At 27.9% G+C, this 14464-nt stretch carries 14 protein-coding genes and 1 tRNA gene; 9 read left to right on the forward strand and 6 right to left on the reverse strand.

What is annotated here, in order from left to right; translation table 11 throughout:
• Position 1 precedes the first annotated feature (1 nt).
• A complete protein-coding gene (locus NON08_RS09035) occupies positions 2-1561 on the forward strand; it encodes a lysine 5,6-aminomutase subunit alpha (RefSeq protein ID WP_256691154.1) in 1560 nt (519 codons plus the stop codon).
• Positions 1561-2349 carry an OAM dimerization domain-containing protein gene (locus tag NON08_RS09040; RefSeq protein ID WP_023051624.1) on the forward strand — a complete coding sequence of 263 codons (789 nt, stop codon included), beginning with the start codon at positions 1561-1563 and terminating at the stop codon, positions 2347-2349. Before NON08_RS09035 ends, NON08_RS09040 begins: the two co-directional genes overlap by 1 nt.
• Before the next feature lie 45 nt (positions 2350-2394).
• Here NON08_RS09040 and NON08_RS09045 read toward each other — a convergent pair whose 3' ends face one another.
• Genes NON08_RS09045 through NON08_RS09055 form a run of 3 tightly spaced genes read right to left on the reverse strand, consistent with a single transcriptional unit; the run spans position 2395 to position 4402 of the window.
• A complete protein-coding gene (locus tag NON08_RS09045; protein WP_256691155.1) occupies positions 2395-2988 on the reverse strand; it encodes an amino acid ABC transporter ATP-binding protein in 594 nt (197 codons plus the stop codon).
• On the reverse strand, positions 2988-3614 hold the full coding sequence (locus NON08_RS09050; RefSeq protein WP_256691156.1) for an amino acid ABC transporter permease: 627 nt from the start codon (positions 3612-3614) through the stop codon (positions 2988-2990). Before NON08_RS09050 ends, NON08_RS09045 begins: the two co-directional genes overlap by 1 nt.
• Positions 3615-3640: 26 nt before the next feature.
• Positions 3641-4402, reverse strand: coding sequence for an amino acid ABC transporter substrate-binding protein (locus NON08_RS09055; protein ID WP_256691157.1), 762 nt, complete (start codon positions 4400-4402; stop codon positions 3641-3643).
• 25 nt (positions 4403-4427) lie between these two features.
• Here NON08_RS09055 and NON08_RS09060 point away from each other — a divergent pair, with 25 nt between their 5' ends.
• On the forward strand, positions 4428-4595 hold the full coding sequence (locus NON08_RS09060) for a hypothetical protein (protein WP_256691158.1): 168 nt from the start codon (positions 4428-4430) through the stop codon (positions 4593-4595).
• Between the two features lie 117 nt (positions 4596-4712).
• Here the strand turns inward: NON08_RS09060 and NON08_RS09065 are convergent, their stop codons facing one another.
• Both NON08_RS09065 and NON08_RS09070 read right to left on the reverse strand, forming a co-directional pair.
• Positions 4713-5159: a hypothetical protein gene (locus NON08_RS09065; protein WP_256691159.1), complete on the reverse strand. Its 447-nt coding sequence runs from the start codon at positions 5157-5159 to the stop codon at positions 4713-4715.
• Positions 5160-5173: 14 nt separating this feature from the next.
• Positions 5174-5431 (reverse strand): glycine zipper domain-containing protein, encoded by a 258-nt coding sequence (locus NON08_RS09070; RefSeq protein WP_256691160.1) that lies wholly within the window; start codon positions 5429-5431, stop codon positions 5174-5176.
• A gap of 140 nt (positions 5432-5571) precedes the next feature.
• Between NON08_RS09070 and NON08_RS09075 the strand changes: the two genes are divergently transcribed.
• From NON08_RS09075 to NON08_RS09095, 5 genes are all read left to right on the forward strand, one after another.
• Positions 5572-5658 (forward strand) — tRNA-Leu (locus NON08_RS09075).
• 97 nt (positions 5659-5755) lie between these two features.
• Positions 5756-7153, forward strand: coding sequence for a hypothetical protein (locus NON08_RS09080; protein WP_256691161.1), 1398 nt, complete (start codon positions 5756-5758; stop codon positions 7151-7153).
• Between the two features lie 153 nt (positions 7154-7306).
• Complete coding sequence (locus NON08_RS09085; protein WP_256691162.1) at positions 7307-8629, forward strand: MATE family efflux transporter; 1323 nt, start codon at positions 7307-7309, stop codon at positions 8627-8629.
• The gene (gshAB, locus tag NON08_RS09090) at positions 8626-10941 is read left to right on the forward strand and encodes a bifunctional glutamate--cysteine ligase GshA/glutathione synthetase GshB (RefSeq protein ID WP_256691163.1); all 2316 of its coding nucleotides are present in this window, start codon (positions 8626-8628) and stop codon (positions 10939-10941) included. Before NON08_RS09085 ends, gshAB begins: the two co-directional genes overlap by 4 nt.
• 82 nt (positions 10942-11023) lie before the next feature.
• A complete protein-coding gene (locus tag NON08_RS09095; RefSeq protein ID WP_256691164.1) occupies positions 11024-11923 on the forward strand; it encodes a L,D-transpeptidase in 900 nt (299 codons plus the stop codon).
• 57 nt (positions 11924-11980) lie between these two features.
• On the opposite strand, the gene NON08_RS09100 is transcribed toward NON08_RS09095, so the two are convergent.
• Positions 11981-13534: a Na/Pi cotransporter family protein gene (locus NON08_RS09100; RefSeq protein WP_256691165.1), complete on the reverse strand. Its 1554-nt coding sequence runs from the start codon at positions 13532-13534 to the stop codon at positions 11981-11983.
• Positions 13535-13710: 176 nt separating this feature from the next.
• On the opposite strand from NON08_RS09100, the gene NON08_RS09105 reads away from it, so the two are divergent.
• Positions 13711-14454, forward strand: a complete 744-nt coding sequence (locus tag NON08_RS09105) for a hypothetical protein (RefSeq protein WP_256691166.1) — start codon at positions 13711-13713, stop codon at positions 14452-14454.
• Positions 14455-14464: the final 10 nt, after the last annotated feature.

Here is a 14464-nt window from a genome sequence, read left to right on the forward strand (position 1 = left end):
GATGTTTAAAAGTAAGTTAGGGTTAGATTTTAATAAAGTTGATAAAGCTAGAGGATTAGCTAAAGATATAGCGGTGGATGTACAAAAGTTCGTGGATTCATATACAACTGTTGCAGTTGAAAGAACAATTTGTAGATTACTAGAGATAGATGGAGTAGATTGCGATGAGGTACCATTACCAAATATTGTAGTAGACCACTTAAAGGATAAGGGTGTTTTATCTGAAGGAGTAATGTACTTTGTAGGAAATGCTATGCTAGAAACAGGGTTATCTCCTCAAGAGATAGCTGAAAAAGTAAGTTCAGGAGAGTTAGATTTAACTAAGATTAAACAGCATAGCAAAGATGAGGTTCAAAAAGCTGTAGAACCAGTTGTAAATAAAGTTGTAGATAGAATTAAGTCAAATAGAGAGCAAAGAGAGAAGTATTTAACAACTATTGGAGAGGGACCAAAACCTTACTTATATGTAATAGTAGCAACAGGAAACATATATGAAGATGTTATTCAAGCTCAAGCAGCAGCAAGACAAGGAGCAGATATAATAGCTGTTATTAGAACAACAGGACAAAGTTTATTAGACTATGTTCCTTACGGAGCTACAACAGAGGGATTTGGAGGAACTTTTGCAACTCAAGAAAACTTTAGAATTATGAGAAAAGCTTTAGATGAAGTTGGAGAAGAGGTTGGAAGATACATAAGACTTTGTAACTACTGTTCAGGACTTTGTATGCCAGAGATTGCAGCTATGGGAGCTTTAGAAAGACTTGATGTAATGTTAAATGACGCATTATATGGAATACTATTTAGAGATATAAATATGCAAAGAACATTAGTTGACCAGTTCTTCTCAAGAGTAATAAATGGATTTGCAGGAGTTATAATAAATACAGGAGAGGATAACTACTTAACAACAGCTGATGCAGTGGAAAATGCACATACAGTTTTAGCATCAGATCTAATAAATGAGCAGTTAGCATTTATGGCAGGTCTTCCTGAAGAGCAGATGGGATTAGGACATGCATTTGAAATGGATCCAGAATTAGAAAATGGATTCTTACTAGAGTTAGCACAAGCACAGATGACTAGAGAGATTTTCCCTAAGGCACCATTAAAATATATGCCACCTACAAAGTTTATGACAGGAAATATATTTAAAGGACACATTCAAGACGCACTATTTAACCAAGTTGCAATAATGACAGGACAAGGACTTCAACTGCTAGGAATGATGACAGAGGCTATCCATACACCATTTATGTCAGATAGATACTTATCAATAGAAAATGCAAGATACATATTTAATAATATGAGAGATTTTGGATCTGAAATAGAGTTTAAAGCAGATGGAATAATTCAAAAAAGAGCTCAGCTTGTTTTAGATGAATCAGTAGAACTACTTGAGAAAATGGTTGAAGATGGACTATTTAATTCACTAGAAAAGGGAACTTTTGCAGATATAAAAAGAAGTAGAACAGGTGGAAAAGGATTAGCTGGAGTTGTGGAAAAAGGATCTAGCTATATGAATCTGTTTATTCCAAAAATGTTAGGAGGGGTTAAGTAATGAGTGGTGGATTATATTCAATGGAAGAAAGAACATTTGATACAACGCTAGATTTAAAAGCAGTTAAACCATATGGAGATACAATGAATGATGGGAAAACTCAACTTTCATTTACTTTACCAGTTCCAGCAGGAGCAGAGGGAGTAGAAGCAGCTAAACAGCTTATGAAGAAAATGGGATTTGAAAATCCACAAGTTTCATACTTTAAAGAGTTAACAGATGGATTTACATTCTTTAACTGTTATGGAAATTGTACTCATACAGTTGACTATGAGTCTATCTACGTTCCAAAAGTTGAATCAACAACTTGGTCAATGGAAGAAACTGATAAGTTTGTAAAAGAAAATATTGGAAGAAAAATAGTGGTGTTAGGTGCAAGTACAGGAACAGATGCTCATACAGTTGGAATAGATGCTGTAATGAACATGAAAGGTTATGCAGGACACTACGGATTAGAAAGATATGAGATGATAGAGGCTTTAAATATGGGAAGTCAGGTTTTAAATGAGGACTTTATAGCTAAAGCTATTGAAATAGGTGCTGATGTACTTTTAGTTTCTCAAACAGTTACTCAAAAGGATGTTCATATTAAAAACTTAATTGAACTTATTGAGATGTTAGAGGCAGAGGGATTAAGAGATAAGATGTTAGTAATTTGTGGAGGAGCTAGAATCACACATGAACTGGCTAAAGAGTTGGGATATGATGCTGGATTTGGAACTGGAACATATGCAGACGATGTAGCTTCATATGCTGTTCAAGAGTTAGCAAAAAGATTGAATAAATAATATAGAAAGAGCGTATAAGTTAATTTATACGCTCTTTTATCTATATTAAAACTCAATTATTCTAGTTGATATTTTATTAACAAAATCCATCTCATGACTTACTATAACCATAGTTATATCTCTATTATCCTTTAGCTCTTCTATAACTTTTAAAACCTCTTCAGTCATAAAAGGATCTAAAGCTGAAGTGGGTTCATCAAAGAGTAAAACTTCAGGATCTTTTGCCAAAGCACGAGCGATAGCAACTCTTTGCTTTTGACCACCTGAAAGATATTTAGGATAGGTATTTTTTTTATCAGATAACCCAACTCTTTCTAAAAGTTTTTTAGCTTTTTCAATAGCTATAGCTTTTTCAATTTTATCCACTAATATAAGTGGTTCAGTTATATTTTCTAATACTGTTTTATTTGGAAAAAGATTGAAGTTTTGAAAAACCATCCCCATTTTTTTTCTGTTACATATAATCTCTCCAGAAGTGAACTCTTCAAGACCGATTAAGCATCTTAAAAATGTTGATTTCCCCTTTCCAGAAGGACCAATAATAGATACAACCTCTCCTTTTTCAATCTCTAAATTTAAATTGTTAAAAACACTGTTTTCTCCAAAAGATTTGTTTAAATTTTTAACTTTTATAGCCATTATATATTCACCCTTTTTTCAATATTTTTTAAAACTAAAATAATAATAGTTGATAGCCCTAAATAAATAGCGGCACATATAATAAAAGGAGTTATAGTGAACTCTCTTGTAACAATCTCTTTGGAGTTTCTTAAAATTTCAGCCATACCAATGGCAGAAACTAAAGAGGTATCTTTAATTAGAGCTATAGCTTCATTAGAAAGAGCAGGAAGAGCTGTAATTAAACTTTGAGGAAGAATTATTTTAAACATAGTTTGCCAATAACTATAACCTAAAACTTTAGCAGCTTCAAATTGTCCAATGTCTACTCCTAAAATACTTCCTCTAAAAATTTCAGAGATATAAGCAGCATAATTAATGGTAAAAGTTATAAGTGCTGCGTGAAAAGGTTCTAAAACAATTCCAAATACAGGTAGACCGTAATAAACAAAGAAAAGTTGTAATAGAAGAGGTGTCCCTCTAAAAATCCAAGTATATATTTGAATAGCTAAATTTATTGTTTTTATTTTTGAAACTCTTCCAAGAGAAAGTAAAATTCCTAAAGGTAGAGATAAAATTAAAGTAAAAAAGTAAAGTTTTAAAGTTAAAGTTAATCCTTGTAGTATGTAAAATAAGTTGTTTTCCATAAATAATCCTTCCTTAAAATAATATATTAGTTGTTACCAAACCATTTTTGGTATATTTTATTAAATGAACCATCAGCTTTCATATTGGCTAAAGTCTTATCAATTTCATTTTTTAGTGCTAAATCCTGCTTTCTTATACCAACACCCATCTGTTGTTTATCTAAAACTTCATTTAAGATAATAAATCCACCTTTTTTAGAAGTGTAGTATTTACCAATAACTGCATCTATAACAACAGCATCAGTTCTTCCAGCCTCTAAATCTAAAAGAGCTTCAACATTTGTAGAGTATTTATTAACTTTATCTGTTTTTTTAGCTAAAGATGAGTTTTCAAAAGCAAAATATGAAGCGCTTCCAAGTTGAACACCAATATTTTTTCCCTTTAGATCTTCAAAAGATTTAATGCTTGGATCTTTAACAATGACAATTTGATCATCGTCAAAATATGGAGTAGAGAATAGAATCTGTTTCTCTCTTTGAGGAGTTATTGTAAGACCATTCCAAATTAAATCTATTTTTTTACTTCTTAAATCAAAGATAATACCATCCCACTCACAAGGCTTAAAAGTAGCTTTAACACCCATTCTTTCAGCAACTTCATTGGCTAAATCAATATCAAATCCAATTATTTTCCCCTGCTCATCTCTAAATCCCATAGGTGCAAAAGTATCATCAAGACCAATAATAATCTCTTTTTTATTTTGAATATCTTTTAAAGAGTTATCTTTGGCAAAAGATGTTGAGAATATAATAAAAGTTAAAAGTAAAAAATTAAATATTTTTTTCATAAAAATCCTCCTAAATAAAAGTTATTTGAAAACAAAAAAGCCATCTAGAATGTATCTAGATGGCTTAAAAAGAAAATATGTTTATCTTTTTCGTTGTCATCATAGATACAGACTCAAGTTTGAAACACAACAAGAGTCTGTATCTATGAAAAATTCACAGGAACAAACTCTAATATCTATGATGATGATGTAATGAGTTTAAAACAACGAACAGTAGGGACATATCTTCCTCCTTTAATTTTTTTGTTTTATATTTTATAATAGTACTGCTAAATTTTTAATATGTCAAGAAAAAAATAAAAATATTTTTTTATTTTTTAGTTGGTTTTAAAGTTTCTTGTAAAGTTTTTACAGAAAATTCAACGTCTTTAGGAGATCCTCCTGTATTTAACATAATATTATTTTTATAGTTTGCAGAAAGAACAAAAGCGTAATCTTTAATAGTAGGATTAGTGAAAACTAAAACACCATTTCCAAAATCACACTCTTTAGTTACTAGTTTAAATCCTTTTTCTTCCAATAGATTTATAGAGTTAGCTATTGCGTCATTTAAATTAGCATATGTTTTATAGTCAGTAACTTCAACATGAGAGTCCCCTTTTTTAAAGTTAAATCCTTCATCTTTTTTTACATATTCTAACTTATATCCATCTTTCTCCATTTTTTCTTTTAATTTAGGAAAATTATAATTATCACTATTAGCTAAAAGACCAGTAGAAAGAGTTAAAGCAAATAAAAATAAAAGTATCTTTTTCATTAAAAACCTCCTAATTAATATCTATTTCTATAATAGTTTCTAAAAGCTCGTTCATCTCTTTCGTGACCGATAGCTGCTCCTGCAAGAGCACCAATTCCAGCTCCGATTAGAGTACCAGCGGTATTTCTACCAATAAGTTGACCAGCGATAGCTCCAACTGCTGCTCCTCCTAAGGCTCCATCTCTAACTCTTGGAGTGTTGTACATTCCATTGTTAGCACAACCAACTAAAGCAGAGACTAAAACAGATAAAAAGATAAATCTTTTAAGCATATAAGTTACCTCCTTGGAATTTTTAAAAATTTAAACTATTAAACTTTAAGATATTTACTTATAAAAGTGGGGAATTCCTTTTAAAAAAAAATAAAACTTATTGACAAAGCTCTCTAATTGGTATAAAATAACAACGAAAGGCCTGAGTGACGGAATTGGTAGACGTAGCGGACTCAAAATCCGCCGGTGTTTGCACCTTGGGGGTTCGAGTCCCCCCTCAGGCACCAAATGTATTTAATCATATATATTTTATTGAAATCTTACTAGAAGGTATTATTTGAATAGAGTGTATATGATTTTTTTTTAGCAGTAGGGGGGAGAGTAATGAATGAAACAAGTATTAATATATTGATGCTTTTAGCACAAGATACCTTTACAATAGATGAATTATCTATGTATTTGAACTTAGAGAAAAACTCTATAAGCAAAGGAATAAAACAAATAAATGACTTTTTAGAAGAGGAAAACTACCCTAAAATAGAGCTAAAAAATAATAAGTGTATTATGTCTTTATCAAAAAAGGAAGAAGAGGAACTTTTTAATAAGAAAATGATGATGACTTCAGAGGAGATATATGAGTACATATATATAAAGTTTATTCATGATAGATTTATAAATTTAGAAGAGGAGAGAGAAAAGCTAGATCTATCTAGAAGTTCGATATTTAGAATTTTTACAAATATAAAGAAAAATTTAAGTGACAATGACTCAAAATATAGATATATTTACGGAAAAGGTATGGAGTTAACACATCTATCCCCAAAAGATTTACAGATTTTTTTTAAAACATTAGTAAAGTATTTTTTCAAAAAAGAGTTCTCTTTAAATAGAATAAATCTTTTAGATGAATTTTTAAAAGGTTACAATAGTAAGGTACTAATAATTGCATTGAGTAAAATTTTTAAAGAGAACAAAATCTCTTCAAGCAGTTTTTTAATTGCTTTTTTATGTGCTTTAAATATTTGTATTAAGCTTTTTAAAGAGATAGAGTTAAAGTTAGATAGAGATTACAGTAAACATATTAAATTAAAAGAGAGTTTAGAAAAATATTTGAAAGATTTTGATTGTAGATATAGAGAGCAAGTTTTTTATTTTTTAGCAAATAGTTTAAATAATGATGTACCATTTGAACCAGTAACCTTAGGAAAAGCTAAAGATATTCTTCCAAAGATAAAAGAAGCATTTGATATATATGAAATAGAAAGTGTTTTTGAAAGAATGTTGTTAAAAAAAATATGTTATTCAATTTTTAAATATGAAGGAAAAATACTTAAAGTAAAAAAAATAGATTTAAAAAGAATAGATACTATGATTTTAAATATTTTAGATGATGTTTTAGAAAAGAATAATATGAATATGTATTTTAGTGATAAAGTTATGATATCTCAAATAATAAAAAAAGTTATTATAGAAACTAATAAAAAAACATTTAAAAAAATAGTTTTACTTTTTAATGAGATAACTATATTAAATGACGATTATTTAACACAAGAGTTAAAAAAATATTTTAAAGACTATGAGTTCAAAATAGAACCATCGTTTTTTTATAAAATAGATAAAGAGTTTTACGAAAATAATTTTGATTTAATACTGAGTGATGAACCGAGTTTAAAAGAAGAGGTAAAAATTATAAATATCCTTAATTTTAACGATATTGTAGAAAGTATCCACGAACATATTTTAGAAAATTATTTGAAAAGGAGAAAGGCCCCTAAAATTTAGAGGCCTTTTTTTTAAGGGATTAATTATTTTTATAATTTTCTAACACTTATACACTTTAGACTGATAAAATAGTTGGAAAAGTTTTAAATTTGACAAAGTTTTAAAAAAGTGTTAAAACTATATTAGAAAAAACTAATATAGTTAGGAGATGTTATGAAAAAAATAGATTTAACAAAAGGTGATATAAGAAAAATATTACTTTCTTTAGCTTTTCCAATTATGGGATCCTCTTTTTTACAAATGGTGTATGGATTAGTGGATATGTTTTGGGTAGGAAGAATTGGAAGTAATGCTGTAGCAGCAGTTGGAACAGCTAGCTTTTTTATAAATTTGGGCTATGCAATTAACTCAATGATTGTAATAGGAGCTGGAATAAAGATTTCTCATGTAATAGGAGCAAAGGATATTGAAAATACCAAAGAGTATATAAAGGCATCATGTACGTTAAACTTTTTAATGGCAGTATCTTTTATTCTTCCAATTATAATTTTTTCAAAAAATTTAGTAAGGTTTTTTAACTTAGAGAATGAAGTTGAAAAAATGGCTCAAATATACTTAATTATAGGTGGAATAGGATTAATTTTTAAGTTTTTTAACTTTTTATACACAAGAATTTTAAACAGTTATGGAGAAAGTAAACTACCTTTTAAAATAAGTAGTGTAGGAGTTATTTTAAATATAATTTTAGATCCTATATTTATTTTTGTATTTGACTGGGGAGTGGCAGGAGCAGCTATAGCTACAGTTCTAGCAGAGGGAGTTAACACATATTTATTTGTAAAAAAATCGAAAGATTACTTTAAAGTTGAAAGTTATATATCTAAAAGTTGGAGCAAGATGAAAGAGATGATGTCTTTAGGGACTCCTATTGCTCTTCAAAGAGTATTGTTTACTGGATTTGGGATAGCTATTGCAAAAATTATATCTCAGTGGGGACCAGATGCCATAGCAGCTCAAAAGATAGGACTTCAAATTGAGTCTATAACTTTCATGACAATAGGGGGACTTCAGGGAGCAGTTTCAAGTTTTATAGGACAAAACTATGGAGCAAATCTGGAAAAAAGAATAAAAGAAGGATATCAAACTGCAATGTACCTTTGTACAGGGATTGGAGTTGTAACAACAGTATTGTTTATTATTTTTCCTCATTATTTAGTAGAGATATTTGTACAAAAGCCAGAAACAGTTAAGATAGCCATAAATTATATGAGAATAATTGGACTATCTCAACTATTTATGTGTTATGAAATTATAACAAATGGAGCTTTTAGTGGGATTGGTAAGCCTAAGATACCATCTATAATAAGTATAATTTTTACCTCTTTGAGAATTCCAATGGCATTAATATTATCAAGGGATGAATATTTTGGATTAAATGGAGTTTGGATAAGTATATCATTATCAAGCGTATTAAAAGGAGTTTTATCACCATTGATTTTTAAAAAATATTTAAATGAGGGAGTTGATAAAAAATGAATACAATGGAAAAAATTATAAAAGAAAACAGTTTAGGTTTAGATATAAAAAAAGGAAGATTTGGTATTGAAAAGGAGAGTTTAAGAGTAAATGAAAAGGGAGAGTTAGCATTAACTAATCATCCTGAAATTTTTGGAGATAAAATAAAAAATCCATATATAACAGTAGACTTTTCTGAAAGTCAAATTGAGATGATTACTCCTATAGAAAGCAGTGTAGAAAAAGCCTATGATTTTTTAAAAAATATTCATGAGATAGTCGTAACGAATTTAAAAGATGAGTATTTATGGTCTCAAAGTGTACCTCCAATATTACCATCTGAAGAGTTAATTCCCCTTGGAAAGTTTCCTCAAAATAAAGAGTTAGAGAAATATAGAGAAAAGTTAGCATTAAAATATGGTAGAAAAAAACAACTTTTATCAGGAATACATTTTAATTTTTCTTTTGACGATGAATTTTTAAAGGAGTTATATGAGTTATCTAAGGAGAAAACATCATTTAAAGAGTTTAAAAATAATATTTATTTAAAAATATCTAGAAATTATTTTAAATATGGTTGGATGATTATATATCTATTAGGTGCAAGTCCTGTTATTCATGAGACATATCTTCAAAAATGTATAGACAAAATGAAAAAATTTACAGAGGATACATACTACTTTGAAGATTTAGTTTCTTTTAGAAATGGTAGCTGTGGTTATAGAAATGAAAAAGATTTTTTTGTAAATTATGAAAGTGTAGATAAATATGTTGAAAGTTTAGAAAGATTAATAGAAAAAGAGAGTATTTCAAGTGCAAAAGAGTATTATAGTCCAATTAGGTTAAAAACAAAAAATCCTAAAGAGATATTGTTAGAATTAGAAAATATTGGAATTGAATATTTAGAGTTTAGATCAATAGATTTAAATCCTTTTTCAGAGATAGGTATAGAAAAAGTAGATTTAGAGTTTTTACATCTATTTATACTTTTTCTATTTTTAAAAGATGACGAACCTTTTGAAGAAAAGGATTATTTTAGATATTTAAAAAATCAAGAGATTCTTGCTAATAAGGGTAATTCAGATGAATTTAGGCTAATTTGTTGTGAGGATAAAAATGTTTCTCCAAAAGAGTATTCAATAGTTATTTTAGAGGAGATAGAAAGACACTTAAAAGCTATAGGAGCGTTTACAAATAAGGATGAGAAGGTTTTACAGTATCAAAAAAATAAGATTTTATCAAATAGATTATATTCAGATTTAGTTTTAAAAGAGGTAAAACAAAAGGGGTTTGTAAAGTTTCATATGGACAAAGCAAAATATTTTCTAAAAGAGATAGAGAAAACTCCATATACTCTTAAAGGTTTTGAGGATCTAGAACTATCTACTCAAATACTTTTAAAAGCAGCTATAAAAAATGGAATAAAATTTGAGATTTTAGATAGAGATGAGAATTTTATAGTTTTGGAAAAAAATGGGAAAATAGAGTATGTGAAGCAAGCGACTAAAACATCTTTAGACTCATATGTTACAATGTTAATCATGGAGAATAAAGTTGTTACTAAGAAGGTTTTAGAAAAGGAAAGTATTGTGGTTCCTAAAGGAAGAGATTATTTTAATATTGAAGAAGCAAAGGCTGATTATAGAAAATATAAAGCTGGAATAGTTATAAAACCTAAGTCTACAAACTTTGGACTTGGAATTACAATATTTAAAGAGGAGTTTTCAAAAGAGGATTATGAAAAAGCATTGGAAATAGCTTTTAAAGAGGATAGCTCAATTCTCATAGAGAACTTTGTAAAAGGAAAAGAGTATAGAGTATTTGTTATAGGAGATGAAGTAGTTGGGATTTTACATAGAGTTCCTGCTAATGTAAGGGGAGATGGAGAGAGAAGCATAAAAGAGCTTGTAGAAGAGAAAAATTTAGATCCATTAAGGGGTGTTGGATATAAAACTCCTTTGGAGAAGATAAAATTAGAAGATCCAGAAAAACTATTTTTAAAAGGTCAGGGATTAACTATAGAGTATATTCCTAAAAAGGATGAAGTTGTATATCTAAGAGAAAATTCAAATATAAGTACAGGTGGAGATAGCTTAGATTATACTGATGATATATTAGATGTTTATAAAAAAATTGCTATAAAAGCATCAAAGGCTGTGGGAGCTAAGATATGCGGGGTAGATATGATGATAGAGGATATAAAAAATCCAAATCCAATTGACAATTACGCTATAATAGAGTTAAATTTTAACCCTGCAATACATATTCACTGCTATCCATACAAAGGTAAAAATAGAAACCTAGGAGAAAAAATATTAAAAGCACTATTTTAGTAACAAGTTTCTTCCGTTTTATAAAAAAGATTTGAGAAAATTTTAAGTATTAAATTATTAAATATTGGCGGAGGAGAGGATTATGAAAAAAATAATTTTTACTTTTTTTACTTTATTTAGTTTAACTTTTTCAAATGAAGTTATTTTAAAAAAAGAGTTAACTTATAATAAATACACTTTAGAGCATTTTTATAAATATAAAAATACTTCTAGAGAGTTTCAATGGAAAAAAATAGAGGATAAGATATTCTCTATAGAGAGATTTAAAAATGAATATGGGAAAATAGGAACTTTAAGAAATTTTAAAAATTCAAATGGTAATCCAGCTCAATTAGAAAGTTTTTTAACATCTCCAGAAAGAGATAAATATGGTGTTAGAAGATATCAAGGTATACCACTATATCAATCTTTAGATAAAAAACCAATAAGATATGGATGGGATGGATCTTTGGTGGGGATTATAGGAGAAAAGGATGGCTTTGTAAAAATAAAAATAGAGGGTATAGAGGGAGAGTGGTGGACTCCGAAGAGATATGTAAAACAGATATTAAATGAACCTACAGATAAATTAATAGTTATAGATAGAAAAAATCAGAATATAGTTACTTTACAGAAAAGTTATGATACTTGGTTAATTAGAAGTATGAATCCAGCTACTACAGGATTAGACAAGTTACCTCATAACTATCCAACACCTTTAGGAACTTTTGTTGTTCAAGATAAAAAACCTAGGATGAACTATTTAAAACTAGGAAGCTCATCTGAAATTGCTGGATTTGCACCATATGCAACTAGATTTTCAGGTGGAGGATATATTCATGGAATACCAGTGGAGTTACCAAGAACAGAGATTATTGAGTACTCTCCAACTTTAGGGTCAACACCTAGATCTAGAATGTGTGTTAGAAACGCTTCATCTCATGCTAAATATGTTTACGAGTGGGTAAAACCCCTTAGAACTCTTATTGTTATCATTGAATAATTTATAATTTAAATATGGGATAAGAAAGTTGTTAAATAAAAAGAGCTTTAAAGTTGACTAAACTCTAAAGCTCTTTTTTATAAATTTGATATCTTTAATTTCTATATATAATTTTACTAAATCTCTAAAGTGAACTATTACTCGCTTATATAGTGTTAATATTTTTAAATTTTCTAAACCTGTTTCTTTTTCTTGAAAAGCTACTATCTCTTTTTCTAAAAACGTTATATTTTCTAAAGTATCATCTAATCCATTATTTTTCTTATCCTCATAAGATTCTCTAATATCATTAAAGATAATATTTAAGATTTTATAAAAATTTGTAATCTCTTTTTTTTGATTCTCTTTTGATAAATTTTTCTTTATTTTTAGTAAATATTTAGCAATGGTTTTCAATTCAGATAAAATTTTAATATACCGATATATTTTAAAACTATCTATATTTTTTTCTAAAGTACCTGATTTTAAAATAAAATATTCTGTGATCTCTTTATCTATTAACACTATTTTTTTATAACTTTCACTCTCTTCATTTTTTGAAAAAATATCTTCAATAATCTTCATAACTTTTATTATCTCTTTGTTAAAGATGTTTATCATTGTATTTGATGTTATCTCTAAAAATGTATTTAATTCTGTCTCTGAAATGGATACTTTATCAATCTTACCTTTATAAATATTAGAAAATACTCTTTCTATCGTTCCAAAAAAAGGTAAAAATATAATAGTATTTACTACATTAACAAAAGTATTTGCTACTGCAGTTTTTATTGCTACCCCATTAGATGCTGTTAAAATTTCTACAATCTTTACATAGGCAGGAAATACTAGAATAAAAAATATAGCTAAAATAAATTTTACAAAAAAACAAAGTATGGCTGTTCTTTTAGCCTCATAACTACTGTTTAAAGATGATATAATAGGAGTTATAGTTGTTCCTATGTTTGCTCCTAATATTAAAGCTAATATTGTTTCTAAATTTATTAATCCTTGAAGACCAAGTGTTAAAATAATTCCCACTGCTGCTGAGGAGGATTGAATTATAGCTGTTACAGCTGTTCCTATGGCAACAACTTTTATTATATTAAAATATGTGTCAGCTTTGAAAAGTGTAAAAAGAGCTATAAAGTTAGGATCATTTCTCAGTGGGTTTATAGAGCTACTCATATATTGAAGCCCTAAAAGTAGCAACCCAAATCCAAAGATAAACTTTCCTTTTGATTTCTCGACCTCTTTATTTGAGAAAAAATAGATTATACTACCCACAGCTATTAAAGGTATTGAAAAAGCTGTTATTTTAATGCTAAATATCCATCCTGTTGCTGTAGTTCCGATGTTCGTTCCTAAAATTAATCCTATTGAATCTCTTAAATTTAAAATTCCTGAATTTACCAAGTTAACAATTAAAACTGATACAACTGAAGAGGACTGAACTATACCTGTTACAATAGCTCCTGTAGCAATAGCCTTATATTTATTTTCAGTTAATCTTTTTAAATATTCTTTTATATTTTCTCCAAAAACTTTTTGGCTTTCCTTTGACACTAATTCTAGTGCATATAAAAATATCCCTAAACTTCCTATGAAATCAATTAAAATAGCCCAAATCATACGCACCTCACATTTTTATTATAGTAAGCATCTAGTTAAAAGTTTTTCTTGATATAGTTTTTCAAGTAAAAAATAAAAATCCTTGTAAAAAGGCCTAAATAAAAAAAGATTATTATTTATTCTAAAGTAATAAATAAAACAAGTATAATTTTAAAATGTATGGCTGGGAGGAAAAAATGAAAAAAGCGATGGTTATTTTTAAAAATACAAATGATTTAAACTATCTAATTGAAAGTTGTAAATTTTTAAAAGAAAATTATGGTTATGTTATAAAACCAGTATATATGATAAATCCTGCAATTATTGATTTAAGTAAAGAGAATTTAAAAGATATAGTTAATAAAGTTGAGGATAAATTTTTTAAAAACCTAAATATAAAATTAAGAGAGGAAAATTTAACAGATGAGTATATATCTTTAATAGATGAAAATAGCAATTCAGTAAAAGAGTTGTTGAAAACTACGGATATTATCTTAATTAGTGAAGAACCTGGATTAAATAACTTTATATTAGAAATTTTAAAGAAGCTATATAAACCAATGATTATTTTAAAGGGAAAGAAATTGAGCTTTAATAAGATTATATTAACAAGTGATAATGGAGTAAAGATAAATAAAAGTTTTCATGATTTTTATTTAAACTTTTATAAAGAGGATATAAAAAAGGTGGATGTGTTAACATGGAACTATAATGAATTAGACCATAGTTTAGTTGAGTTAATAGAGAGCAAGGATATAAAGGTTGAACTTTATAAGTATTTTCCAAAAGAGAATAGTTTAACTGAATTTATTGAAAAAATAGATGAGGAAGATCTATTAATAATGGGAAATTTAAGTAAAAGATTTTTTCTAGAAAAAGTTATGAATAAATTAGGAGTACAAATTTTAGAAAGAGTAAAAACTAATATATTTATAAGTTAGGAGGCGTAAC

It is taken from the genome of Cetobacterium sp. NK01 (genome assembly GCF_024506395.1).
Taxonomy (GTDB): domain Bacteria; phylum Fusobacteriota; class Fusobacteriia; order Fusobacteriales; family Fusobacteriaceae; genus Cetobacterium_A; species Cetobacterium_A somerae_A.

Excerpts from the sequence above, each read along its gene's own strand:
- NON08_RS09035 (WP_256691154.1), top strand. The coding sequence starts at position 2 with ATGTTTAAAAGTAAGTTAGGGTTAGATTTTAATAAAGTTGATAAAGCT.
- NON08_RS09040 (WP_023051624.1), top strand. The coding sequence starts at position 1,561 with ATGAGTGGTGGATTATATTCAATGGAAGAAAGAACATTTGATACAACG.
- NON08_RS09045 (WP_256691155.1), bottom strand. The coding sequence starts at position 2,988 with ATGGCTATAAAAGTTAAAAATTTAAACAAATCTTTTGGAGAAAACAGT.
- NON08_RS09050 (WP_256691156.1), bottom strand. The coding sequence starts at position 3,614 with ATGGAAAACAACTTATTTTACATACTACAAGGATTAACTTTAACTTTA.
- NON08_RS09055 (WP_256691157.1), bottom strand. The coding sequence starts at position 4,402 with ATGAAAAAAATATTTAATTTTTTACTTTTAACTTTTATTATATTCTCA.
- NON08_RS09065 (WP_256691159.1), bottom strand. The coding sequence starts at position 5,159 with ATGAAAAAGATACTTTTATTTTTATTTGCTTTAACTCTTTCTACTGGT.
- NON08_RS09070 (WP_256691160.1), bottom strand. The coding sequence starts at position 5,431 with ATGCTTAAAAGATTTATCTTTTTATCTGTTTTAGTCTCTGCTTTAGTT.
- NON08_RS09080 (WP_256691161.1), top strand. The coding sequence starts at position 5,756 with ATGAATGAAACAAGTATTAATATATTGATGCTTTTAGCACAAGATACC.
- NON08_RS09085 (WP_256691162.1), top strand. The coding sequence starts at position 7,307 with ATGAAAAAAATAGATTTAACAAAAGGTGATATAAGAAAAATATTACTT.
- gshAB (WP_256691163.1), top strand. The coding sequence starts at position 8,626 with ATGAATACAATGGAAAAAATTATAAAAGAAAACAGTTTAGGTTTAGAT.
- NON08_RS09095 (WP_256691164.1), top strand. The coding sequence starts at position 11,024 with ATGAAAAAAATAATTTTTACTTTTTTTACTTTATTTAGTTTAACTTTT.
- NON08_RS09100 (WP_256691165.1), bottom strand. The coding sequence starts at position 13,534 with ATGATTTGGGCTATTTTAATTGATTTCATAGGAAGTTTAGGGATATTT.
- NON08_RS09105 (WP_256691166.1), top strand. The coding sequence starts at position 13,711 with ATGAAAAAAGCGATGGTTATTTTTAAAAATACAAATGATTTAAACTAT.